27 protein-coding genes are annotated in these 22,764 nt (G+C 30.5%); 5 read left to right on the top strand and 22 right to left on the bottom strand.

Annotated features, from left to right (window positions below; translation table 11 throughout):
• Position 1: 1 nt before the first annotated feature.
• The 4 genes from ABXT53_RS04340 to ABXT53_RS04355 are packed head-to-tail and all read right to left on the bottom strand — an operon-like array spanning position 2 to position 2,205.
• Positions 2 to 1,147 carry a hypothetical protein gene (locus ABXT53_RS04340; protein WP_415289835.1) on the bottom strand — a complete coding sequence of 382 codons (1,146 nt, stop codon included), beginning with the start codon at positions 1,145 to 1,147 and terminating at the stop codon, positions 2 to 4.
• The gene (locus tag ABXT53_RS04345; RefSeq protein WP_415289837.1) at positions 1,144 to 1,326 is read right to left on the bottom strand and encodes a hypothetical protein; all 183 of its coding nucleotides are present in this window, start codon (positions 1,324 to 1,326) and stop codon (positions 1,144 to 1,146) included. The genes ABXT53_RS04340 and ABXT53_RS04345 overlap by 4 nt, the downstream gene beginning before the upstream one ends.
• A gap of 7 nt (positions 1,327 to 1,333) precedes the next feature.
• Positions 1,334 to 1,771, bottom strand: coding sequence for a DUF4396 domain-containing protein (locus tag ABXT53_RS04350; RefSeq protein ID WP_415289838.1), 438 nt, complete (start codon positions 1,769 to 1,771; stop codon positions 1,334 to 1,336).
• A gap of 5 nt (positions 1,772 to 1,776) precedes the next feature.
• Positions 1,777 to 2,205 (bottom strand): c-type cytochrome, encoded by a 429-nt coding sequence (locus ABXT53_RS04355; RefSeq protein WP_415289840.1) that lies wholly within the window; start codon positions 2,203 to 2,205, stop codon positions 1,777 to 1,779.
• A gap of 78 nt (positions 2,206 to 2,283) precedes the next feature.
• Here ABXT53_RS04355 and ABXT53_RS04360 point away from each other — a divergent pair, with 78 nt between their 5' ends.
• Positions 2,284 to 3,168, top strand: coding sequence for a DMT family transporter (locus ABXT53_RS04360; protein ID WP_415289841.1), 885 nt, complete (start codon positions 2,284 to 2,286; stop codon positions 3,166 to 3,168).
• A 16-nt stretch (positions 3,169 to 3,184) separates the two neighbouring features.
• On the opposite strand, the gene ABXT53_RS04365 is transcribed toward ABXT53_RS04360, so the two are convergent.
• From ABXT53_RS04365 to ABXT53_RS04395, 7 genes are all read right to left on the bottom strand, one after another.
• The gene (locus tag ABXT53_RS04365; RefSeq protein WP_415289843.1) at positions 3,185 to 4,372 is read right to left on the bottom strand and encodes an alginate lyase family protein; all 1,188 of its coding nucleotides are present in this window, start codon (positions 4,370 to 4,372) and stop codon (positions 3,185 to 3,187) included.
• 25 nt (positions 4,373 to 4,397) lie between these two features.
• Positions 4,398 to 4,934, bottom strand: coding sequence for a pentapeptide repeat-containing protein (locus ABXT53_RS04370; protein ID WP_415289845.1), 537 nt, complete (start codon positions 4,932 to 4,934; stop codon positions 4,398 to 4,400).
• Positions 4,935 to 5,004: 70 nt separating this feature from the next.
• Positions 5,005 to 6,405, bottom strand: coding sequence for a Glu/Leu/Phe/Val family dehydrogenase (locus ABXT53_RS04375; RefSeq protein WP_415289846.1), 1,401 nt, complete (start codon positions 6,403 to 6,405; stop codon positions 5,005 to 5,007).
• Between the two features lie 49 nt (positions 6,406 to 6,454).
• Positions 6,455 to 6,943, bottom strand: a complete 489-nt coding sequence (locus ABXT53_RS04380; protein ID WP_415289848.1) for a hypothetical protein — start codon at positions 6,941 to 6,943, stop codon at positions 6,455 to 6,457.
• Positions 6,940 to 7,233, bottom strand: coding sequence for a hypothetical protein (locus ABXT53_RS04385; protein ID WP_415289849.1), 294 nt, complete (start codon positions 7,231 to 7,233; stop codon positions 6,940 to 6,942). The genes ABXT53_RS04380 and ABXT53_RS04385 overlap by 4 nt, the downstream gene beginning before the upstream one ends.
• Position 7,234: 1 nt before the next feature.
• Positions 7,235 to 8,845, bottom strand: coding sequence for a SulP family inorganic anion transporter (locus tag ABXT53_RS04390; RefSeq protein ID WP_415289851.1), 1,611 nt, complete (start codon positions 8,843 to 8,845; stop codon positions 7,235 to 7,237).
• A 169-nt stretch (positions 8,846 to 9,014) separates the two neighbouring features.
• Entirely contained in the window at positions 9,015 to 9,419 is a 405-nt protein-coding gene (locus ABXT53_RS04395) for an HIT domain-containing protein (protein ID WP_415289853.1), read from the bottom strand.
• 59 nt (positions 9,420 to 9,478) lie between these two features.
• Between ABXT53_RS04395 and ABXT53_RS04400 the strand changes: the two genes are divergently transcribed.
• Complete coding sequence (locus ABXT53_RS04400; protein WP_415289854.1) at positions 9,479 to 9,679, top strand: DUF2061 domain-containing protein; 201 nt, start codon at positions 9,479 to 9,481, stop codon at positions 9,677 to 9,679.
• Positions 9,680 to 9,695: 16 nt separating this feature from the next.
• On the opposite strand, the gene ABXT53_RS04405 is transcribed toward ABXT53_RS04400, so the two are convergent.
• Both ABXT53_RS04405 and ABXT53_RS04410 read right to left on the bottom strand, forming a co-directional pair.
• Complete coding sequence (locus ABXT53_RS04405; protein ID WP_415289856.1) at positions 9,696 to 11,000, bottom strand: malonyl-CoA decarboxylase domain-containing protein; 1,305 nt, start codon at positions 10,998 to 11,000, stop codon at positions 9,696 to 9,698.
• Between the two features lie 86 nt (positions 11,001 to 11,086).
• Positions 11,087 to 11,287, bottom strand: coding sequence for a hypothetical protein (locus ABXT53_RS04410; protein WP_415289857.1), 201 nt, complete (start codon positions 11,285 to 11,287; stop codon positions 11,087 to 11,089).
• 216 nt (positions 11,288 to 11,503) lie between these two features.
• Here ABXT53_RS04410 and ABXT53_RS04415 point away from each other — a divergent pair, with 216 nt between their 5' ends.
• Both ABXT53_RS04415 and ABXT53_RS04420 read left to right on the top strand, forming a co-directional pair.
• Entirely contained in the window at positions 11,504 to 13,012 is a 1,509-nt protein-coding gene (locus ABXT53_RS04415; protein ID WP_415289859.1) for an acyl--CoA ligase, read from the top strand.
• Position 13,013: 1 nt separating this feature from the next.
• The gene (locus ABXT53_RS04420; protein WP_415289860.1) at positions 13,014 to 14,030 is read left to right on the top strand and encodes a 2-dehydropantoate 2-reductase; all 1,017 of its coding nucleotides are present in this window, start codon (positions 13,014 to 13,016) and stop codon (positions 14,028 to 14,030) included.
• 54 nt (positions 14,031 to 14,084) lie between these two features.
• On the opposite strand, the gene ABXT53_RS04425 is transcribed toward ABXT53_RS04420, so the two are convergent.
• The 6 genes from ABXT53_RS04425 to ABXT53_RS04450 all read right to left on the bottom strand — a co-directional run bounded on the left by ABXT53_RS04425 (position 14,085) and on the right by ABXT53_RS04450 (position 18,979).
• A complete protein-coding gene (locus ABXT53_RS04425; protein ID WP_415289862.1) occupies positions 14,085 to 14,924 on the bottom strand; it encodes a sulfite exporter TauE/SafE family protein in 840 nt (279 codons plus the stop codon).
• Positions 14,917 to 15,600 (bottom strand): fumarylacetoacetate hydrolase family protein, encoded by a 684-nt coding sequence (locus ABXT53_RS04430; RefSeq protein WP_415289863.1) that lies wholly within the window; start codon positions 15,598 to 15,600, stop codon positions 14,917 to 14,919. Before ABXT53_RS04430 ends, ABXT53_RS04425 begins: the two co-directional genes overlap by 8 nt.
• A 32-nt stretch (positions 15,601 to 15,632) precedes the next feature.
• Complete coding sequence (locus ABXT53_RS04435; RefSeq protein WP_415289864.1) at positions 15,633 to 16,388, bottom strand: ABC transporter permease; 756 nt, start codon at positions 16,386 to 16,388, stop codon at positions 15,633 to 15,635.
• A 9-nt stretch (positions 16,389 to 16,397) separates the two neighbouring features.
• Positions 16,398 to 17,159: an ABC transporter ATP-binding protein gene (locus tag ABXT53_RS04440; RefSeq protein WP_415289865.1), complete on the bottom strand. Its 762-nt coding sequence runs from the start codon at positions 17,157 to 17,159 to the stop codon at positions 16,398 to 16,400.
• A 20-nt stretch (positions 17,160 to 17,179) separates the two neighbouring features.
• On the bottom strand, positions 17,180 to 17,941 hold the full coding sequence (locus tag ABXT53_RS04445; RefSeq protein WP_415289866.1) for an ABC transporter permease: 762 nt from the start codon (positions 17,939 to 17,941) through the stop codon (positions 17,180 to 17,182).
• A gap of 66 nt (positions 17,942 to 18,007) precedes the next feature.
• Complete coding sequence (locus ABXT53_RS04450) at positions 18,008 to 18,979, bottom strand: ABC transporter substrate-binding protein (protein ID WP_415289868.1); 972 nt, start codon at positions 18,977 to 18,979, stop codon at positions 18,008 to 18,010.
• A gap of 166 nt (positions 18,980 to 19,145) precedes the next feature.
• Here ABXT53_RS04450 and ABXT53_RS04455 point away from each other — a divergent pair, with 166 nt between their 5' ends.
• A complete protein-coding gene (locus tag ABXT53_RS04455) occupies positions 19,146 to 19,874 on the top strand; it encodes a GntR family transcriptional regulator (RefSeq protein WP_415289870.1) in 729 nt (242 codons plus the stop codon).
• A gap of 22 nt (positions 19,875 to 19,896) precedes the next feature.
• Here ABXT53_RS04455 and dusA read toward each other — a convergent pair whose 3' ends face one another.
• The 3 genes from dusA to ABXT53_RS04470 are packed head-to-tail and all read right to left on the bottom strand — an operon-like array spanning position 19,897 to position 22,719.
• The gene (gene dusA / locus ABXT53_RS04460) at positions 19,897 to 20,904 is read right to left on the bottom strand and encodes a tRNA dihydrouridine(20/20a) synthase DusA (protein ID WP_415289871.1); all 1,008 of its coding nucleotides are present in this window, start codon (positions 20,902 to 20,904) and stop codon (positions 19,897 to 19,899) included.
• Complete coding sequence (locus ABXT53_RS04465; protein ID WP_415289872.1) at positions 20,894 to 22,225, bottom strand: TRAP transporter large permease; 1,332 nt, start codon at positions 22,223 to 22,225, stop codon at positions 20,894 to 20,896. The genes dusA and ABXT53_RS04465 overlap by 11 nt, the downstream gene beginning before the upstream one ends.
• On the bottom strand, positions 22,225 to 22,719 hold the full coding sequence (locus ABXT53_RS04470; protein WP_415289873.1) for a TRAP transporter small permease subunit: 495 nt from the start codon (positions 22,717 to 22,719) through the stop codon (positions 22,225 to 22,227). The genes ABXT53_RS04465 and ABXT53_RS04470 overlap by 1 nt, the downstream gene beginning before the upstream one ends.
• Positions 22,720 to 22,764: the final 45 nt, after the last annotated feature.

Genomic DNA, 22,764 nt, shown 5'->3' on the forward strand with positions numbered 1-22,764 from the left:
GTTAATTCCTAATTACTGAATAAACAATCTTTTTCCAATTATAGTTTCTGTATAATGAGCTAACTACTATTATTCTTTTATTATCTAGATCAATTAATATTTGCTGACCTGCAAATCCACTCAATCCTAAAATTTTTCTTGTCTTATCAATTCCAAAAATATCAAAATGGATTTGACCACCATATGATTTTGTATAGAGACCCACATCAGTTGCTTTTTTTGTATTATCTTTTTTTTTAACTCTATTTTCGTAAATAGTTTTTAAATATTTACCAGCACAAGTATCGTTATGCCAATCATCCATCATTGTTTTAGCAATTCTTAGATAATCATATCTATCTGCATAAAAAGAGTATCTTCCAGAGACAAAATCATCATATTTTAAATACTTTCTAGATTTTGAAAAATAAACACTATTTTTAACTCCAACGTGTTCATTAAAAACTTTATGCAATAATTTGTCCCAATCAGCGCCAGTCTTATGTTTCACATAATTCATAATCACATTAGTGGTCAAGGCACTATAATTATAAATCAGTTTGCTTTTTTCAGAACCTCTTAAATAGACGTTCATAACTTTCATTAAGCCAATAACATTTACATTTTCTTTCTTGGGACCTTTAATTCTATTATCTGAACCATTCTTCATTCTCTCACCAACCCATTTTTGGTCACCACCTTTCATATTTAGAAGATCAAGTAATACCGAGTTGTCATACAATGTACTTTTTATTAATGGCCAGTCATCTAATTTTACATTTACGTTATCAATATAACCTTCACAAATAGCGTGCCCTGTTACATAAGAAACTAAACTTTTACCCATTGAATGAGATGGTAATAAACCATCAATTATTGTATCTCCGCTGCTAACTTTTTTAGGAATATCAGACACATCGATAACAATTTTATCGTCCTCAAATAACAAATAACTAATTATCCCTGTATTTTTATTATTTTTAAATTCTTTTAAAACGTCTTTATCTTCTCTTAAGTTTGACTGAAATTTGTAATGATTTTCTGAACCTTTTACTTCCCACTCTTTATAATCTAAAAAAGGATAATCCCAGGTCCTCTTATTTTTATTTGCAAAAGTTATATTGCTAACGAGCAAACTCAGAATTATGATTCCTAAAAGCTTTTTCATTTACGTTTAGTACGTGTTATCTCATTAATTTTATCAATATAATTTTTTATCTCAGGGTTATCTGGAGTTTTATTATCTTGTTTGGGGTTTTTCTTCCTTTGATAATAATAATAGATAGGCATAACAACTGATAAGGAAACGATAATAATTGCTAATATGATTTCAGAAGTTGTAACCATTTAATATTTAATGACAGGCTTGATTAAATTTTTTAAGTCTCCAATAATTATAAGGCCATGGTGTTAAAAAACCAACTATTAACATAATGGGCACTACCCACCAAGTTAGCATCGCTCCACCTGTTAAAAAATAATCTGTAGCGTTCATAGAAATTTCCATACTAACCATAGAGATAAAACTCATGCCACAAGCTGTCTTTAACGCACTGATAAAATCAAACTTTTGTTTCATTAAAATATAAGTCTCAAGCATAATGCTGGTTAATAAACCATTAATGATTGCTAAAGTCATAATGCCCAATACTGGAAAAGGAATTTTACTTAATTGAAAAAATAATATGGTTCCAAAGTCACCAATTGCACAACCGATAACACACCACATCGTATTCTTTGCACTAGCTCTCCAACTATGCTTGCATCCCCAATGAAAAGTATCTGTTACCATATAATTTATTTACTTAAATTTATTTGATGTTTGTAATAATCATCTGGCCAAAAACTTTTAATGTAGGCTAAAACTGAATCTATATCTTTGTCACTAAGATTGTCTCCAAAGCCAGCCATCTTCCCTTCATAGTCACTAATTATTCCAACTAATCCATATTTAATAATTTTATGTAATGTCTCATCATCATGGTGCCAAGTGTGACCCGTGCCATTTAAAGGGGGTGTTTTACGATGACCATCTTCATCAACACCCTTCCAATTTTCAGCACCTGACAAATTAACCTGATGGCAACTTGCACAATTATTTTGGTATGCAATTTTACCTCTAGCGATCATTAATACAGAATCTCTTGTAATTGGATAATGATTGTCTGAGTAAGAAAGGTTAGTTAACGATATAAACAGAGTTAAAATTAGAAGTATTTTTTTCATAACTATTAAATTTATATATTAAAATTGTTAGATTAATCTTATATTTTTTTAAGATTGATTGATTATAAGTGTTTGCTAATGAACAATTTTATCTTATTTATTGTCACACTCTTTTGCTGGTCACCTACTTGGTATGTCATCAAATTTCAGTTAGGCTACGTTGATCCATTAGTATCAGTGTTTTATAGGTTTTTGATAGCTGCAATAATTATTTTTGTTTATCTAATTTATAAGAAGAAAAATCTTAAGTTTTCTTTAAATCAACATGCATGGTTTTTGCTCTTCGGTATTTGTCTTTATTCTCTAAATTATGTTTTCTTTTATTTATCAAATACTTACCTAATAAGCGCATTTCCAGCGGTTGTCTTTTCAACTGTAGTTATTATGAATATTTTAGGAGAAGGATTTTATTTTAAAAAGAAACCTTCTTTAAAAACTTTACTAGGTGCAACCATTGGGATGATTGGAATTATAATCATTTTCAGTGATGAAATTTTCAATTTCAGCTTAGCAAATGGGACTCATGTTGGATTATTTTTAGCATTGCTTGGTACATTTAGTGCATCAACAGGTAACATGGTTTACCAAAGAAACTTAAATAACAACTTTCCATTAATACCAACACTTGCGTATGCAATGCTTTATGGATCATTAGTTACTTTGTTAATTACTCAAATAAAAGGTACTGAATTATTATTCGAGTATAGTTTTAGTTATATTGCATCGCTTGCTTATTTATCAATAGTTGGTTCAATATTTGCTTTTATCTTCTATTTAAGATTATTAGAGAAAGTTGGAGCTGGTCGAGCAGGTTATGTAGGAGTAGTCATGCCTGTCCTTGCTTTATTAATATCAACAGTGTTTGAAAACTTAGAATGGCAGCAAGACTTAATAATAGGCTTACCTATTTTGATAATTGGTGCTGTACTTGTTATTAATCAGAAAATTAAACCTGTAAAATAAGCAAATTAAAAATTTTTTATTTATTTGCTAAAGCGTTATAGATACAACCCACTCCAATTCCCATAACCTCATCACTTTTTAAAGATCTTGCTCTATTGGTCATTTGAGACTTTAAGAATTTTGACGTTCTATGATTTGGATATCTATATTGTATTATATGTAACCAAGGTCCATTAAAGCTCACACTATCTAAATTTTTATTAAATTTTTGCACACCATTGCTAGCTTGTGAGTTATGACCTTTTTTTGCCCAAGGTTCTAAAATAGAATTATCTAAAAAACCATCCTGAAACAATTCAGCAGCTTTTAATAAGTTTTTTTCATAATTTTTTGGTAATTTAACATCTGCAGCATTTGCAATTTCTAAAATCATGAAAGCCTCACCTAATCCAGTATGATGATACCACAATGATCGATTTCCGCGTGTAGTTCTGTCTTTAATGCTTCCATCATCGAGTATCCATTTGTCAGCACCTTTAACAAGTTTCTTAACTAATTTAGAGTAATTTTTATTATTACTATGTCTTAAAGCTATGTTGGGAAAATACCAACCAGCAGAATTTCCCATATAAAATTTATTGGCAGGTTTTATTTGTTTATAAAAAGGTTTGAACCATTCATTAATAGTTTTATGTCTTGGATCTTCAATTTTATAATTAGCAAAATTAAGATTGTAGATATAGTTTAAACCCATAATTATCTCTAGAGTTACAGTTGCATCTTTTATTGGTGCTAAGTCTTGACCTTCTGGATCGCTCCACTCACCTTCGCAATCTTTTAAAACTGAATTTTTTTCTGTATTTCTATAACATTGTTTAGTTTGAGTGAGAGCTTTATTTTTTGCCCATACATAAAGTTTATCAAAGAGAAGTTCTTTTATCCGATCATTTTCAGATACACTTGCATAAGTTACAACATCAGCATATTCTTTAAAAACATCCCGACTATGAACACCTTCTACTATTTTCCAATTATCCATTCTTGAATTATAACCAAGTATTCTTATTGCTAAATCTTTGTTAATAATACCTTTTCTAATTTTATAGTTTTCAAAACCACAGAACTTGGTCTTATGTTCAGTAGATAGTTTATTAAATTCATCTTGAACACTATCTGGAATAAATGGAGATTTGCTTAGCTGTTTTGCAAAAGATAAATTTGGAACTATTAAAAATAAAACTAAAATTATTAAATGTTTTTTCATAAATATTATGTAAATTAATTTCTAACTATTTAGCACACTTGCCAATAGAACCTAAAGAACATTTAGTTCCATCAATCCAAGTTGCATTGTTTAGATTGGCACCTTCAAAGGTGGCATTTAAAATATTAGCACCAGTTAAATCTGCTTCAAAAAGGTTGCTATTACTAAAGTTTGTCTCAATTAATGATGAACCTTTGAAATTTACTCTTGTTAAATTGGCACTTGTAAAGTTAGCTTTTTCAAAAATACCCCCCTCAAGATTTGCTTCATATAAATTAGTTCTAATAAAAGAAGATTCTACAAAATTACCATTAGATAATGTTGCATTCATCATTACTCCTTTATCAAAAGTAACTTTAATAAAGCTAATAAAAGAAAGATTGGAATTTGGTATATAAGCTCTACTTAAATCTTGGCCTTCTGAGAATTGACAATTAGAATAATCCACTCCATCAGTTGGAGCATCATCACAACCAGCTTTAGCACCACTAGTTAATAATAAGCTTAAAACTAAAATAGCAAAAAGCTTGCTCATAAAGCCTGCTCTTATTAATTTTATCATATCAAATGCTAACAAATCATTACCAAGAAGTCTTCAGTTAATTTAAATATAGTTAAAATTAAGCCACTATTTATCGTTTAGGAAAGCCTTCTACTGTATAGAAGTTTCTTATCTTCTTTAGAGACACATAATAAGCACTGTCTCTAAATGATCTTTTTATTTGTTTTTTAGTATTATAAATTTCAATAAATGCATTTCTCATACTGTCTTCTAGACCTGAAAAAGCTAAATCCTCTTCATCCGCTCCATGGATAATTTTTTTAATGGTGTCAAAATCTGTTTTGGTATTAGTTTTTTTATCTATCAAATCAATAATGTCTAATATTTTTTGTTCTTGAAATCTTTTTTCAACTCTACCAAAACGTATATGAGAAATATCTTTAACCCATTCGAAATAAGAAACTACTACTCCGCCTGCATTGACATAAATATCAGGGATAATCACAACTCCTTTTTCAAATAATTTTTGATCTGCTTCAAATGAAATGGGTCCATTAGCAGCTTCAATTATTAATTTTGTTTTAATTTTATCTACATTATCAACAGTAATTGCATTTTCTAACGCAGCTGGAATTAAAATATCACAATCTAATTCTAAAAGTTCACTTGGATTATTTTTAAATTCTCCAAGTTTAGGATTATTAATACTTTTATTTTTTTGAAAAAATTTAATTAGTGCATTTATATCAATGCCTTTTTTATTGTATAAATAGCCATCAAACTCTCCAATAGCTATAATCTTTGCATTGTCTCTATTATATAAATGTTTAGCTAAATTACTTCCAACATTACCAAAGCCTTGAACTATAATTTCATTATCTTTTAATTCATTTTTTAAACTAGCTTCTTTAACAACGTCTTCGTGTCTAAATATTTCTCTAACTACTTCTTCAATACCTCTACCGGTTGCTTCTGTTCTTCCAGCAATACCTCCACGATGTAGTGGTTTACCCGTTACACAACCTCTATAATTTATATCATCAGGTTTAAGTGTTTTGTATGTCTCTAAAATCCATTCCATTTCTCTTTCAGATGTTCCGACATCTGGAGCTGGAACATTTAATGCTGGAGAAATAAAACCTTTATTAATTAGTTTACTTGCAAAGGCTTTAGTAATTTCTCTTAGTTGAGGCATTGTGTAATTCTTAGGATTAATTTTTAAACCTCCTTTTGCACCACCAAAAGGAATATTAACTATTGCACATTTGTAAGTCATTAAAGATGCTAAAGCTTCCGTGTCATCTTGATCAACGGTTTCAGAATATCTTAGCCCACCTTTAGTTGGAAGTATGTGTTCTGAGTGAACTGCCCTCCATCCTGTAAAATTATTAATTTTGCCATCTAAGACAACACCTACATTTACTTTAATTAATGAGTGAGTGGATTTTAAATGTTCAAGTAAGTCATCACTAAAGTTTAGTAATTTAGCTGATTTGTCTACATGTAAGTTGACGTTATCTTTAAAGCTCATTTTTAAAAATCATATATTAATGAAATTTATTAACCACTTTTATCTTTATCTAATGAGGCTTAGTCCAATACCCATAAACACATCGTGTGCCCCGTCTTGAACAATCATAAGTATCATGCAAGACACCATCTTTAACAACAGTTATATGTTTTGAACAAGATACAATTAAAGTCCCACTTGGAAGTTCATTTTTTTTTAAATGAACCTTACAGCCTTGACCAATAAACATAGTTGGTGTCCATTGCCACCCAAGTTTTTTAAGATATTTTTTAACCACCACTCTATGAGTGCCTGATCTTGGACTATCATTTTTTTGTTTTAAACTTCTTGCAAGTTTAGTTCTTGATGTGGTTCTAAATTCTTCATTTGCTTCATAAAGATCATCATAGATTTTTTGGTAGGGAAGACCTGATACAATTGCAATAGATCTAACTACACAGTCTCCAGCTTTACCCTTGTATCCCGCTGCAGTTCTACCGCCATCATTAATTTCTAGTTCTAGATTGCTACTTGAAAATAATCTCTTAAAGAAATTCACGATTTAGTTTTGTGATCAAGGATCTCTACCATGCACTGAGTTGCATATTCACGCCATTCCTCAGCTGATTTATCCTTAAGGTTATTAAGGTGGTTCATATTGCTATCTATATTTTCTTGATGTTTAGCTTTGTCAGCTTCTTCTAGGTTTTTTTCCATGTTTGTAAGATTAGTCTTCATTGCATTAATCCAACTATTACCAAGCTCTACACATTTAACATCATCTTTCTCATCACAAATTTGTTTAAAGAAATTGAAAATAACGTCATCAGCTTTTATCTCTTTGCTCATGTTAATTTCCAAAAATACCTAATTTAACATCATAATCAACTGCAATTCCGTAATCAGGATCGTCATCACTATCAACAACAAGCTGACCTGCTCTGCTTAATAATCTATGACAATCACGAGTTAAATGTCTTAATTTAACTTTTTTTCCAAAACTATTATATTTGTCAGCAATGTCTTCAATTGCCTTTAAAGCTGACTGATCAATTACTTTTGATCCTGCAAAATCAATAATGACTACTTCAGGATCTTCTTCTGGTTTAAATAATTCTAAAAAACTATCCGTTGAACTAAAGAAAAGTGGACCTTCTATTTCATAAACTTTAGCACCCTTTTCTGTAACGGAGGGTCTCTCAACTGCTCTAATTCTTGAAGCTGATTTCCAAGCAAATACTAGAGCTGACACAATCACTCCAACAATTACAGCAACTGCTAAATCTTCTAAAACAGTTACAACGGTTACAAGAACAATAACTAGTGCATCACTCTTTGGTACAAAAAATAATATCTTTAAAGAATTCCACGCAAACGTTCCAATCACCACCATAAACATTACACCTACAAGTGCTGCAATTGGGATCATCTCAATATAACTTGATGTATATAAAATAAAAATTAATAAGAATAATGCTGCAGCTATTCCTGCAATTCTTGTTCTACCACCTGACTTTACATTAATCATAGATTGCCCAATCATCGCACATCCACCCATACCACCAAAAAAACCAGTAACTGTGTTTGCAAAACCTTGTGCTAGACATTCCTGACTAGCCCCACCTCTTTTATTGGTAATTTCACCAACTAAGTTCAGGGTTAACAAGCTTTCAATTAAGCCAATCGCTGACAATATAAATGCATAAGGGAAAATAATTTTTAAAGTTTCAAAGTTTAAAGGAACACTTGGGATTGAGAATATAGGTAATCCTCCTTTAACACTTGCAAGATCTCCAACACTAGGAATATCAATCTTTAATGCTAAAACTAATACAGATGTTGCTAAAATAGCAGCAAGTGTAGCTGGAACTGCTTTAGTAATCTTTGGCAGTAACCAAATGATTAACATAGTTAAAACTACAAACCCAATTGAATAATATAAAGTATTTCCTGAAATCCATACTGATTGTCCCATTGCATTAAGGGTTTTAAACTGACTAAGTTGTGAAATACCAATAACGATTGCAAGGCCATTAACAAAACCAAGCATTACAGGTTGTGGTACCATTCTAATAAATTTTCCAAGCTTAAAGACACCCGCTAATAATTGTAAAATTCCCATTAAAACTACAGTTGCAAATAAATATTGAGCACCGTGATCCATAACAAGAGAAACCATAACAACCGCTAAAGCACCTGTTGCTCCTGAAATCATCCCAGGTCTTCCCCCAAATACAGCTGTAATCAACCCAACGATAAAAGCTGCATAAAGCCCTGATAAAGGTGCAACTCCTGCAACAAAAGCAAAGGCAATAGCTTCAGGAACTAACGCTAAAGCAACCGTTAAGCCTGATAAAACTTCAATTCTAAATAAAGAAAAGGATACCCCTTCCTTTGGAATATAATCTTGTGAGTTAAAACCAATAGATTTTGCAAATGATGAGAGTGTGGTTTTAATCAATGTATTTTAATTTTAATTATTTATGAGTCTGTGTGTTATCTATTTAGTAAAGCAAGCGGTTGATAAAGTCTACTTTCAATTAATACGTGTTAACAAATTTGGGACGAATCAGATACATAATGATTAAGAGGTAGTGGCGGGAGACTAAAGCTACCTCTGTCCTTACCCTTTAATCCTTAAAATACTTTTTAATCTTATTGATAGTTTTTGCTAATAGAATTTTTGTATAAGGTTTCCCTTTAATAACCCAAACTGACAAAGGCCACGTACTATCCTTGGTAGATCTTGCAATAATATGAATATGTAATTGAGGAACAATGTTACCAATCTTCTCAACATTAAGTTTTTTTGTTTTAAAAATTTTTTTCATTAATTTACTGCAATGAACAATTTCTTTCATTAATAATATTTGATCTTTTGAGTTAAGTTCTGAGATATCGCTAATATTTTTTCGTTTAGGAATTAAAATGATCCAGGGAAATTTAGCATTATCAATTAAACGAATACTACATAGTTTTAAGTCAGTTATTAAATGAGAATTTTTTAGAAAACTTTTACTTACTTTATTAGTCATAGTTAAATATTAATATAAATGTGTTCTATAAGCAAAAATTATTATAGGCTAATTTCATTATGGCAGATAAACAAATACGTTCCGTTGCTAAAACATTTTCATGGAGACTTTTTATTTTTATCTACTGGGTAATATTTGGGTATATTTTTACTGGTAGCTTTAAAGGAGCTGGGATATTAGGTTTAGGATCAATTATTCCACTGTTCTTTTATTATTTTCATGAACGAATTTGGAATAAAGTTAAATGGGGTCTTAACTAAAAATTAGAAATATATTTTATAAATATTTCTTTATTTTATTAGAGACGATTACTTTGTTATTGTTCATGTATTCTTCATGATTTTTTTCTATATTTTGAAGTTCATAAAGATAATTAACCATCACACCATAAGATCTTTTAAAACCAGTTTCAGAAATATTTGCATTAATAACTATATCATCAACAATTGCTCCATTGCCTAAATGAAATCTACTAACGTCATTCACTGGTAGTCCTTTTTTATTTTTTTCATTAACAATATAATGAGCTACTAATTTTGTTATAGCTTCTTTATTTCTTATAATTCTACTGTCACCTAATTTTAAGTCTTGAGATTTTAAAAAGATAGCATCTTGATCTTTTAGATCGCCTAGAATATTTTTAATTTTAGTTTCATCTAAATAAGTAAACCAATCAGCAAACCCTGGTATAGGTGATAAGGTGCCAAAGTTTTTAATGTGAGGTAGTTCTTCTTGTATTTCATAAACCACTCTTTTGATTAGAAAATTACCTAACGTAACTCTTGATAAACCTTCTTGGCAGTTACTAATTGAATAAAAAGTAGCTGTATCATAAGTTTTTTTCTCATCACTTGAGGGTTTCATTAATTCTTGAATAGATTTACCAAGACCATTAGTTAGAGCTACTTGTACAAAAATAATTGGCTCATCCTCAAGGGCTGGATGAAAATAAGAGAAAAACCTTCTATCTTCACCTAACCTTCTTTTAAGTTCATTCATATCTTTTATTTGATGAACTCTTTCATATTTAATTATTTTTTCTAAAACTGCAGCCTTTGTATCCCATGTAATTTTAGCAAGTTTAAGAAATCCTGGATTAAACCAAGCTCTAAATAAATGCCTAAGATCATTATCTAATTCTGAAAGCTCTTTATTGTCTTTTAATATTTTTATTAAATCTTCTCTTAACGCAACTATAATCGCAGTTCCATTTGGTGCCATATTCATTCTTCTAAAAAGTTCTCTTCTCTTACCTTCGGAAACTTTAAATAAATCTGATAAAGTTTTTTCATTTTGAGATTTCGTATAGTTTTCAATTGCTTTGTTAACTTTTGTAAAGCTGGGCTTATATTTGTTGTTAATTTTTTTAAAGAATAATAATTTATTTTCTGGAGATAGTGATTGATATAGTTCAGTAATATCTCTAGCTACAGTAATACCGAATGCTGCCCCTTTGTGTGAAATTAAATCATCACATAAAGATATAATAAATTCTAAGTCATTTTTTTTAATATTTTTTATACTAAAAAGTTTTTGACCTGCATCAGCAATAGATGAGATTATTTGCTTTAAATTGAACATGGGTAATTTATTTTACTATGCGATGTTCGAATATTCAATAAAAGATCGAATAAAAACTAAAATTAAAAACGTACCAAAAATTTTACTCAATAACTTTTATCTATCTTATAAACGTCTTTTGGACCTAATCGAACCAAAACCATTGTAACAAGAACAAATTCAAAAAAAAATAAAAGATTAGTATTTGCAATGCTCAGAGGTGCTGAAACATTTCCATAATATGTTTCACTTATAGCTAATATAGTTGCTCCACTAACAGCAATAAGTATTCCAATAGTTCTAGCCATCCCTAGTATTTTTTTTATGTCTGTACTATAAATCTACAATGAACTTTACAATACATGTAAACAGAACCCTTTATTTTTCTATAAAAAAATCAAAAACCTTATTTTTAGATAACCTTTTTTTTAAATAAACTGATATAAGATTGAAGATGTCAAAAAAATATAATAGAAAATTATTAAAAATTTCTAGTACTAACAAAAAGCTGAACTAAGTTTGAAATGAAAAAAGAAATTGTTAAAAATATCTTTTCTGATCAAGCTGACACTAATATTGCCTTAACATCAGAAGATAACTCTCCTCTTCTTTATAAAGATCTTAAAGCTTTAGCTAATAGAATATCAAGACAATTATCTGGAAATCATATTTCCAACAAAGATAGAGCCGCAATAATTCTTCCAAATGGTCCTCATATGGCTTCAAGTTTTTTAGCTATTTCAAGCTATATGTCAGCTGCACCACTTAACCCCAGCTATAAAGCTGATGAATATGAGTTTTACCTAAATGATCTAAAACCAAAAATAGTAATAGTTGAACCAAACTCTCAAAATAGTGCTGTTGATGTTGCAAAAAAATTAAAAATTCCTGTTTGTGAAATTAAGATTAAAAAAGATCAACCAACAGGTTTTTTTGATTTATTTAATGATGAGAGCGCTTATATTGAGCCAGAAGAAAATAATGAAGCTTTAGTCCTACACACCTCAGGTACTACCTCAAGGCCAAAAATTGTTCCTTTAACTAACAAAAATATCTACTCATCTTCTCTAAATATTTCTAAAAGTTTAAATCTTGTGGAAAATGACCATTGTCTAAATATTATGCCTCTATTTCATATCCATGGTCTAATAGCTATTATAGCTTCATCAATGAAATCTGGTGCATCTGTTTGTGCAAGTAATGGATTTAATGCTCTTAAATTTTTAGAATTAGCAAAATCAGAAAAAATTACTTGGTATTCTGGTGTTCCAACAATGCACCAAACAATAATGCTAAGAGCTGAAAAAAATTTAGAGTTAGCAAAAAATTTAAATTTAAGACTTGTTAGATCTTCTTCAGCTTCATTACCACCGGCAGTTTTCGAAAAATTAAATAAAGTATTTAACTGTCCAGTAATTGAGGCTTACGGCATGACTGAAGCAACTCATCAAATGACGTCAAACCCTCTACCTCCAAAAAAGCAAAAAGCGGGATTTGTAGGTATACCTGCTGGGCCAGAAGTGGCTATTATGGATGATAATAACAATATAATGAAAAATGGTGAGGTTGGTGAAATCTGCATCAAAGGTAATAATGTAACTGCAGGATATGAGAATAACCCTGAAGCAAACAAAGCTAATTTTAACAATGGGTGGTTTAGAACTGGTGATCAGGGGTTTTTTGATAATGATGGCTATTTAAAAATATCAGGAAGACTTAAAGAAATCATTAATAAAGGTGGAGAAAAGATTTCTCCTTTAGAAGTTGATAATGTTTTAATGGACCATCCTTCAATAGAACAAGCAGTTTGTTTTGGTTATGAAGATAAAATGCTGGGTGAGGATATTGCAACTGCAATTATCTTGAAGGAAGGATTTAATCTTGATGAAGCAGGCTTAAAAATATATGCAAAAGAAAAATTAGCTAAATTTAAAATCCCAAAAAAAATATTTTTTGTTACAGAAATTCCAAAAGGTGCTACAGGCAAATTACAAAGAAATGTTTTAGCTAAAAAATTTGGACTAAATAATTAAAATGACAAAAATTTGTATATTTGGTGCTGGAGCAATCGGTGGTTATATTGCAGCCTGTTTGAGCAAAACCAACGTTCAGTTATCTTTGATTGCTAGAGGGCCACACAAAGAAGCTATCGAAAAAAAAGGATTAACATTTATTAAAGATGGAAAAACTGAAAATTTAAAATTAACTGTTACAGATGATCCAAAGACTTTAGAAATTCAAGATTATATATTCATATCAGTTAAAGCTCATTCTATTTCAAATATAGTTGACTCATTAAGCTCAATTATAAATGAACAAACTTCAATAATATCTACTGTAAACGGCTTGCCATGGTGGTACTTTCATAAAGCAAATACTGGCACAAACTTAGATGACACTTATCTTGAAAGTGTAGATCCTGCAGGAAAAATATGGAAAACTATTAAGCCACAACAGGCCATTGGATGTGTTGTATATCCTGCATGTGAAATTATTGAACCTGGTGTAATTAAGCATAATGAGGGAGAAAAATTTTCACTTGGTGAGCCTGATGGCACAAGGTCTGAAAGATTAAAAAAAATTGCAGATTTATTAATTGCTGGAGGATTAAAGGTTCCTCAGAAAAAAAATTTAAGGAATGAAATATGGATTAAATTGTGGGGCAATTGCTCCTTCAATCCTGTGAGCGCTTTAACAAATAAAACTTTAGATCAAATTGGAAATGATAAAGAATTAATTAATTTAGTTAGAGAATTAATGAAAGAATGCCAGCTAGTAGGTGAAAAAATTGGTATAAAATTTAATGTTTCTATTGATGATAGAATTAATGGCGCAATTTCAATAATGAATCATAAACCATCAACAACACAAGATCTAAACGCAGGTAAGCCTTTAGAAATAGACCCAATTATTGGGTCTATAATTGAGATAGCTAACAAATTAAATGTGGAAGTTCCAAACTTAAAAAAGATTAATTCTCAACTAAAGCTTAAAGCAGAAAATTTAGGGTTATATCAAAGGTCAGAAATAATTGATAAATTAACTAACTAAATTGCAAATTTGTGGAATGGATGATGTTATTTTTTTAAAATTAAACATGATTTTTTATATAATATTCAAATACTCAATAAAAGATCTAACAGACACAATTAGTAAAAAAGTTCCAAAAATTTTACTCAGTAGTTTTTTATTTATTTTGTAGACAGCTTTGGCACCTAATCTAGCCATAACCATTGTAACTGGGACAAATACTGCAAACCCTAATAGATTTATATAACCCACACTAAAAGGCGTGTTTATATTATTAATTATCTTTCCACCAATAATCATTGTGATCGTTCCACTAATTGCAATCAAAAAGCCAACTGCGGCTGCTGTACCAATAGATTTTCTTATATCATAACCAAAAGTTCTCATAAACGGTACCATTAAAGACCCACCACCAATACCTAGGGGTATTGAAATAAAACCAATCACAATCCCTGAGATATTTTTAACAATGTCAGAAATTGTTTTAGGGTTTTCAACAAGTTTTTCTCTAAGGAAAATAAAAAATAATCCCACCATGAAAGCAAATATTGAAAAGAATAATACTAGAGTTGGTGTCTTTAAATTAACTGCTAAAAAAGTTCCCAAAATAACACCAATTAAAATGAATAAGCCAAAAGATTTAACCATTTTAAAATCAACTGCATCATATTCCATATGAGTTTTAGTAGAAATTATTGAAGTTGGAATAATAATAGCTAAAGAAGTTCCAACTGCTAAATGCATTCTAGTTACTAATTCAAAGTCTAATACTGTAAAAGCATAATAGAGAGCTGGAACGATTATTATTCCTCCACCAACTCCTAGTAATCCTGCCATAAACCCTGCAACGGCCGCAGCCATTGCCATAACTATTACTAGGTTAGTAATTTGAGATACGTCTAATGAACTAAACAACTATAATTTCTAACGGATTTAATTTATCGATAGTACCAACTAACTTATCCCCTTTTACAACTGGACCAACACCTGCTGGAGTACCAGTCATAATGATATCACCTGCCGTAATATCGTAAAAAGTTGAAAGATGAGCAATCATTCTCGGTATTTTCCATATGATCTGATTTAAATTACCATCCTGTTTAACATCTCCATTAACAGTTAATGTAATCTTTCCACTATCCATATTTCCAGATTCTTCAATTTTAGTTAAAGTTCCCATTGGTGCTGAACGCTCAAATGCTTTGCCAACTTCCCAGGGTTTTCCACCTTTTTTTGCTACTGCTTGTAAATCTCTTCTGGTCATATCTAGTCCAACTGCAAAACCATATATATGTTTGTACGCATCTGCTTCTGGAATATTTGAGCCTCCACTTTTAAGTGCCATAACTAGTTCTAATTCATGATGAACATCATTTGATTGAGGTGGGTATGGAAATTTACCACTAATATCTACGTTATCAGCATTTTTTTGAAAAAAAATAGGAGACTCTTTTGGATCATTTCCCATTTCAATTACATGATCTGCATAATTTCTTCCAATACAGTATACTCTTCTGACAGGGAATACTTCTTCAGATCCATGAACGGGTATCGTTGTAATTACTGGTGATGGTATTGCTAACTTGGTCATTTTTTTCCTTTTTATTTAATTGTTAATTTTTTTTAACCCCGTTTTGATGCATAGTAGGCAACTTTTCTTTCAAAGTAAGCAAGAATTTCCGAAAGTGTAAATGCCATTGCAAATAAAACTATTATTATTGCCCAGAAATGTTTCATTAAGAAGTTAGAGGAATACAGCTCAAATAATGCTCCAAAACCAACTATTGAAATTAATAATTGCCCAATAATAACTCCTTTTACAGCTCTGATAAATCCTATACGTACACCACCTAAAATTTCAGGTAAAGCTGCCCAAAAATAAATTTTAAAAAATGCATCCATTGGTTTTGCTCCAAAAGATCTTGCCATATCAACCAAAGATCTATTAATTTGCATCACTCCTGCTCTGGTATTAAGTATAATAATCCAAATAGCAAAAAGAGTAGTAATAATAATTATAGATTTCATTCCAAATCCAAACAGAACCATTAAAACTGGCACTAGTGCTGTTAATGGTGCACTCAAAAACATATTCACCCATGGTAATAATAGTTCATCAATAATTCTGTTTTTTCCCATTAGAATTCCAGTTGGAACTCCAATTACAACAGCATAAAATGTACCTGCTAAAAAAGCATATCCAGTTTCGGTTACAGCTTTAATAAAAACTTTTGTAGGAGCAATTTCTAAGAAAGTATCAAATATTGCTGATAAAGAAGGTATAAAATATGTAATTTCCAGTCTTCCAAATGTTTCCCATAGCAACCCCCAGAGTATAAGTGATGACATTCCAGGTAAACGATATCCAAATAATTTCATTATATTATTTTATTCAACATAGGTTCTTAATGATTTCCAAATACGGTCAACAATATCTAAATATTCAGAATCTCTTCTAATACTGTCTACGTCTTTATTTTTAAAACTGGTTGGTCTAATAACCTCTGAAACTCTACTTGGACGAGGTAACAACAGTGCAATTTGATCTGAAACATAAACAGCTTCCTCAATAGAATGTGTTACAAAAATAAAAGTTTTATTTTCATTTTTAACTAGATTTAACAGATCTTCTTGAAATTTTCTTCTGGTCTGTTCATCAACAGCTGAAAAAGGTTCATCCATAAGTAAAACCTGTGCATCAACACTTAAGGCTCTTGCTAAACCTACCCTTTGTCTCATACCTCCCGATAACTCATGTGGAAAGCTATTCTCAAAACCTTTTAAACCAACATCACCAATATATTTTGCAGCAATTGACTCTCTTTCAGATTTTGCAACGCCTCTTAATTCTAAACCAAATGCAACATTTCGTATAACAGATGCCCAAGGTAATAATGCAAAATCTTGGAATACAAAAGCTCTGTCCGGGCCAGGTTCTTTTACTATTTGTCCATTAACAATTACTTCCCCACTTGTAGCAGGTAATAATCCTGCAATAATTTTTAATAAGGTTGTTTTTCCACAACCTGAAGGTCCTAATAGAGATGTTAATTCTCCCCTAGGAAAGTCTAGAGACAAATCTCTTAAAGCCTCTGTTTCCCCGTAGTTTTTGAAGACATTTTTAACTGTTACTGCATTATCTTTATTCATAATTTATCCTCTTTATATTGTTATTCTGAAGCATACCCTTGATTATTGCCTTTAAATAAAAAGTTTTCTATTTTTTCTAAAACATTTAAAAATAATACTGCCAACAAAATAATTGAAAAAATTGCAGCATACATGCTCGGGTAGTCTGCAATTGATCTACTGTAAGAAATAATATCACCCACACCAGTTGGAGTAATTTTCAATTCTGCAAGTATGGCACCAATAAAACCAGCAGAAACACCAAGTCTTAAACCAGCAAAAATTATTGGAGATGATGCAGGTAAAATAATTTTAAAAATAACATCAAGATCTTTTCCTTGAAAAGCTTTAGCCATTTCCTTTATATTTGTAGGAGTATTTTTTACTGCAGAACTTGTGTTTAACACAATAACTGGCATAGCCAATATGCAAACTACAAATACTTTTGAAGTTAATCCAATACCATAAACCATAATTAATAATGGAATTAGTGCTGCGATTGGTGCTGCCTGCATTACAATAAAAATCGGTGATACAAGCCAATCAAATTTATCACTTAAACCAATCCAAATCCCTAGAGAAATACCTAAAATTCCTGAAATAATAATTCCCACAACTAATGGTTTTAACGTTTCTGCATAAGCTTTAAACATTGTCCCATCCATTACCAAGCTAAAAAATGCTGCCATTGACTCACTAAATGGTGGAAATGCAAAACTAACACCAGATCTTCCACCAATTTCCCAAGCACCAAAAATGATAACTCCTGATATTATTTTTAAAAATAAGGGTCTGTTTTGCATAATTGTGATTAATTTTTAGAAGTTAGTCGCCAAAAAAATTATTTTTGGCGACTAATCAAAGTTTTATTATTGTGCGTCCATTAAAGGTTTCATGTACCAAAAATCTTCGATCTTTAGATCAGCAAAATTTCCAGTTAACTGTCCAGCTTTATGATACCATTCCATGTCAGCTTTAGCAGCAACCATACCACCACCGTTAGGGCTATATAATCCACCTTCAACAGCATCCTTATAAAAACCATCCAATTCACCAAGAACTTCTTTTGGTAATTGGCCTATTGGTCCATCAGGATTTGTTTCTCTTCTAATGATTGTTGGGTCTTTATGCATATCTTTATAAACACTAACAAGTGCTTTAACAAAAATATCAACATCTTTAGAGTTTTTCTTAATCCAATTTACATTTGCAAATAAAGCTTCATCACTTGCGTCTACTTCAAACATAGGTAATACATTAAACTTATTACCTTGTAGTTTTACAAGTTTATTCTTATTTGATAAATCAACAATAGTTGCATCAGTTTTACCTGCCACTAATGCAGCAACTCTATTTGATGAGCCCGGTACATAAGATCTTGTGCCAAACTTAATGTTTAATTTATCTTCAATTACATTTGCAATTGACTCTGTTCCACCACCTCTTGAGTGAAGCATAATTGGTTGACCATTAAGATCTTCTAATTTGCTGTATTTCTGTGATGTAACTGGAAAAAATTTCAATTTAGATAATTGAAATATTATTCTTACTGGTGCTTTAGATTTTTGCATAGCTGAATATGGAGTTCCAAAACCAATATCCATTTGTCCACTTAAAATAGCCTGAATTGCTAATTCCTCATCAGCAAATGCAGTGTATTCATATTCTAATCCATTAGCTTTAGCTCTATCCAGTGCAACAAAAAAAGCGGCTAGTTCATCTGATGGTGTTTCAGCTAAAGCTATACGAATTTTTTTTGCAAAAGATCCTGTTGTAGTTATGCTAAGTATTAGAAAAAGCGATGTAACTAACACACCAATTTTTTTTAATAGTTTATTCATAAGTTTATCTCTCTCTTTTTTTTTTGTTTATTTAATAATATATTAAAATCGATTTTTATATAAAACTCAATTAAAAAAAGATATTTTATATATATTAAATTGTAGAAAAATTATTTAAAATCAACTATGACGTGAAATTGTTTTAAAATGTGTTAAAAAGATAATAATGAAAAAAAATATTAAAAAAAAAATAAACGTTGTAAATCAAGATATTGACATAACTTACCCATCTACAACTTATAAAATTTATAATAAATTAAAAAAATCACTAATTGGTGGAGATCTTGCACCAGGCACTAAATTAAAGATTGATGATCTCAAAAAAAAATATCAAACTGGAACAAACCCTATTCGAGAGTCTTTAACTTTGCTTATGGCAGATGACCTTGTGACTAAAATTGATCAAAAAGGATTTAAAGTTTCTGAAGCAACTCAAGAAAAATTTAATGAAATATTAAAAACTAGAATATGGGTTGAAAGTATTGCCTTAGAAGAATCTATGAAAAATAAAAAAGATATAAATGAATGGGAAGAAGAACTTATTGTTCTTAATCATAGGCTACAAAAAGCTGAAAGATCTCTGATATATGAGCCAGAAAATTTAGATTCATGGGAAATGGTGCACAGAAAATTTCACCTTACTTTGGTAGCAAGATCAAAATCAAGCTTTATGAATAAATTTTGCGAATTACTTTATGATCAAAATATGAGGTACAGATATCTAATTAAAAAAAAGAAGAGTTATATAAAAAGAAAAGTTACAGTTGAGCATAAAGGTATTCTTGATGCTGTTTTACAAAGAGATATTAACAAATCAAAATCTTTACTTGTTAAACATTATATAACTACTAGTAGCTTCATAACCCTTAATAGTCCCTCATTTATACGTAAATAGCTAGATACGAGATTATTACGATTTAAGTATTAATGTTTTGATTAGCTTTCTCGTTATTTTGTACAATAGTCATTATGTGTTTTGATTTTTGAAAATCTGAGTCTCTTGCCATCATATTATCACTTAAATATCTTTTCCAATCCTTTGAACCAATTTGACCATGATATAATCCAACTGTGTGTCGCATAATATGATTTACTTTTGTGCCAAGCTTAACTTCTTTCTCAAGGTACTCTAGTAGTTTCTCGGCAATCTCTTCTCTTGTAGGTCTTTCTTTTGTTCCAAAAATTTCATTTTCAATTTCAACTAACGAATAAGGATTTTGATATATGGATCTACCAATCATAACACCATCACATAAAGTTAAATGATTTTTAATCTCATCAATTTTTGAAATTCCTCCATTAATAATAATTTCTAAGTCTGGATTTTCTTCTTTTATTTTGTAGACCATTCCATAATTAAGTTTTGGAATATTTAAATTTTGTTTAGGTGACATTCCAGTTAAAATAGCTTTTCGAGCATGTAATATAAAAGTGCTACAACCAGCACCTTTCATCTTTAGTATAAAACTATTTAAGTAATCAAATTCTTCAGTATCATCAAAACCAATTCTAGTTTTTGCAGTGACAGGAATTTTACAAGCTTTAACCATTGAGTCGATACATTCTGCAACTAAATCTGGTTCTTTCATCAAACAAGCACCAAACATATTCTTTTGAACTTTTTTACTAGGACAACCTAGATTAATATTAATCTCATCATAGCCCATGTCTTCTGCAATTTTTGCAACTTCGGCTAACTCAGCTTTATCAGATCCACCTACTTGTAATGCTAAAGGTTTTTCTTCAGGACTATAAGATAAAATTTTTTTTCGGTCTCCATGTATTGCAGATTTTGTTGCAACCATTTCTGAGTACAGCATAACATTCTTGCTCATCAACCTTAGAAAGTAACGATCATGACGATCGGTACAATCCATCATGGGTGCTACTGAAATTTTTCTATTAATTTCTTTTTTAATATCCAAGAGGTTTACCCATTAGTTTATCAGGTAACCACGATACGATCTCAGGAAAGATACACAATATCAATATAGATAAAACCATCATCATCATAAATGGAAATGATCCTCTTAAGATTGTAGATAAACTCACGTCTGGAGTTATTCCCTTAATTATATAAAGATTTAATCCAACTGGTGGTGTGATTAAGCCTATTTCCATATTTATTGTAAATACAATCGCAAACCAATAAGGATCAAACCCTAATGTAGTTATTACTGGTAGTAATATAGCTGATGTCATTACAATAACAGCTACTGGCGGTAAAAAGAAACCAGCAACAAGTAAAAACACATTAACCATTAAAAAAATAATCCATTTATTACTGCTTAATTCAATCATACTTTGAGCAAGTGACTGGGTTACATAAAGTTGAGATAGTGTGAATGCAAAAAGATAAGACGCTGCAATAATAAACATTATCATTACACTTTCTTTCATCGAAATTTTAACAATATTCCATATTTTCTTAGGCTGATAAATTTTGTAAACAACAGCTATCATTACAAAAACTAAAAATGCTCCAACACCTGACGCTTCTGAGGGTGTCGCAACTCCTCCATACAAGACATACAAAACACCCATAATGATTGCTAAAAATGGAAAAATTCTAGGAAGAACTTCTAGTTTTTCTTTTAGTGTTGGTGGTTTTCTATTTCTTAATAATTTAGCTGCATCTTTATCAATGAAGTAACTATGTATTAATGCCCAAATTGCAAAAAGACTTGCCAACATAAACCCTGGAATAATGCCAGATAGAAATAGTCTTCCAATAGAAGTTCCTGTGGCCATTCCATAAACAATTAAAACTATACTAGGTGGAATTAAAACTCCTAAAGTTCCTCCAGCAGCAATTGTTCCTGTGGCAATTTCATCTGAGTACCCTCTTTTTCTCATTTCTGGAATTCCCATAGTACCGATAGCAGCACATGTTGCTGGACTTGATCCACTTAAAGCTGCAAAAATTGAGCATGCACCAATATTAGAAATAACTAAACCACCTGGAACTCTCCACAACCATCTATCAAGACCAGTGTACAAATCTTTTCCTGCAGGTGAATGGGCAACCGCCATCCCCATAAGAATGAACATCGGGATTGATAGTAATACAAAAGAATTTAAGCCTGCATAAAATGTTTCCGCAAAAACGTCTAACATTTGCAGTCCTTCAAAAGTCACTAATAATGTTATCGAGACAAAACTTAAACCAAAGGCTATTGGAATACCTGAGAATAAAACTATTAAAGTAAAAACTGCAACTATTATAGCAATTGTAAGTGGGTCCATTATTTAAAATCCCCCTCATCATAAAGTTTAATTATTTCAGCAATGTACTGAAGTATCATTAAAATAGAACCTATTAGCATTGAAGAATATGGCACCCATAATGGTGGATCCCAAATAGTTCCTGTTGTGTAATTCTTAGTAAATGCTTCTTCAACCATCAAAAAACCAAAATAAAATAGAATTAAGAAAAAACATAAGCTTAATAATGAAGTAAAAATTTTAAGCTTAACAATATTTTTTTTAGACATAAAATCATATATCCATTCCATACTTACATGGGCTTTTTCACTTAAAACATAAGCACTACCAATAAAAGTAGATGCAACAAGCAGTATCGTCACTAATTCAGTTTGCCATGTAATAGCCCTTTGAAAAAAATATCTTTCAAAGACAAGCTCAACAATTACTAAAATTGATACAATCAGAGCACCCACAGCAAAAGCTCCACAAGCTTGGGAAGTGTAATTACAAAATTTTAAATATTTTTTTTTCATAAAAAAAACCCCTATTCATTTTCACAAATAGGGGTTTCTTATATA

The organism is Candidatus Pelagibacter sp. Uisw_136, from assembly GCF_047720275.1.
Taxonomy (GTDB): Bacteria; Pseudomonadota; Alphaproteobacteria; order Pelagibacterales; family Pelagibacteraceae; genus Pelagibacter.

Bases quoted from the DNA above. Each gene is read 5' to 3' on its own strand.
- ABXT53_RS04435 (WP_415289864.1), bottom strand. From the start codon at position 16,388: ATGAAATTATTTGGATATCGTTTACCTGGAATGTCATCACTTATACTC.
- ABXT53_RS04355 (WP_415289840.1), bottom strand. From the start codon at position 2,205: ATGAAAAAAATACTTCTAATTTTAACTCTGTTTATATCGTTAACTAAC.
- ABXT53_RS04370 (WP_415289845.1), bottom strand. From the start codon at position 4,934: ATGATAAAATTAATAAGAGCAGGCTTTATGAGCAAGCTTTTTGCTATT.
- ABXT53_RS04395 (WP_415289853.1), bottom strand. From the start codon at position 9,419: ATGACTAATAAAGTAAGTAAAAGTTTTCTAAAAAATTCTCATTTAATA.
- ABXT53_RS04465 (WP_415289872.1), bottom strand. From the start codon at position 22,225: ATGGACCCACTTACAATTGCTATAATAGTTGCAGTTTTTACTTTAATA.
- ABXT53_RS04385 (WP_415289849.1), bottom strand. From the start codon at position 7,233: ATGAGCAAAGAGATAAAAGCTGATGACGTTATTTTCAATTTCTTTAAA.
- ABXT53_RS04405 (WP_415289856.1), bottom strand. From the start codon at position 11,000: ATGTTCAATTTAAAGCAAATAATCTCATCTATTGCTGATGCAGGTCAA.
- ABXT53_RS04420 (WP_415289860.1), top strand. From the start codon at position 13,014: ATGACAAAAATTTGTATATTTGGTGCTGGAGCAATCGGTGGTTATATT.
- ABXT53_RS04455 (WP_415289870.1), top strand. From the start codon at position 19,146: ATGAAAAAAAATATTAAAAAAAAAATAAACGTTGTAAATCAAGATATT.
- ABXT53_RS04410 (WP_415289857.1), bottom strand. From the start codon at position 11,287: ATGGCTAGAACTATTGGAATACTTATTGCTGTTAGTGGAGCAACTATA.
- ABXT53_RS04375 (WP_415289846.1), bottom strand. From the start codon at position 6,405: ATGAGCTTTAAAGATAACGTCAACTTACATGTAGACAAATCAGCTAAA.
- ABXT53_RS04440 (WP_415289865.1), bottom strand. From the start codon at position 17,159: ATGAATAAAGATAATGCAGTAACAGTTAAAAATGTCTTCAAAAACTAC.
- ABXT53_RS04340 (WP_415289835.1), bottom strand. From the start codon at position 1,147: ATGAAAAAGCTTTTAGGAATCATAATTCTGAGTTTGCTCGTTAGCAAT.
- ABXT53_RS04445 (WP_415289866.1), bottom strand. From the start codon at position 17,941: ATGCAAAACAGACCCTTATTTTTAAAAATAATATCAGGAGTTATCATT.
- ABXT53_RS04400 (WP_415289854.1), top strand. From the start codon at position 9,479: ATGGCAGATAAACAAATACGTTCCGTTGCTAAAACATTTTCATGGAGA.
- ABXT53_RS04350 (WP_415289838.1), bottom strand. From the start codon at position 1,771: ATGGTAACAGATACTTTTCATTGGGGATGCAAGCATAGTTGGAGAGCT.
- ABXT53_RS04365 (WP_415289843.1), bottom strand. From the start codon at position 4,372: ATGAAAAAACATTTAATAATTTTAGTTTTATTTTTAATAGTTCCAAAT.
- ABXT53_RS04360 (WP_415289841.1), top strand. From the start codon at position 2,284: ATGAACAATTTTATCTTATTTATTGTCACACTCTTTTGCTGGTCACCT.
- ABXT53_RS04470 (WP_415289873.1), bottom strand. From the start codon at position 22,719: ATGAAAAAAAAATATTTAAAATTTTGTAATTACACTTCCCAAGCTTGT.
- ABXT53_RS04415 (WP_415289859.1), top strand. From the start codon at position 11,504: ATGAAAAAAGAAATTGTTAAAAATATCTTTTCTGATCAAGCTGACACT.
- ABXT53_RS04450 (WP_415289868.1), bottom strand. From the start codon at position 18,979: ATGAATAAACTATTAAAAAAAATTGGTGTGTTAGTTACATCGCTTTTT.
- ABXT53_RS04345 (WP_415289837.1), bottom strand. From the start codon at position 1,326: ATGGTTACAACTTCTGAAATCATATTAGCAATTATTATCGTTTCCTTA.
- ABXT53_RS04430 (WP_415289863.1), bottom strand. From the start codon at position 15,600: ATGACCAAGTTAGCAATACCATCACCAGTAATTACAACGATACCCGTT.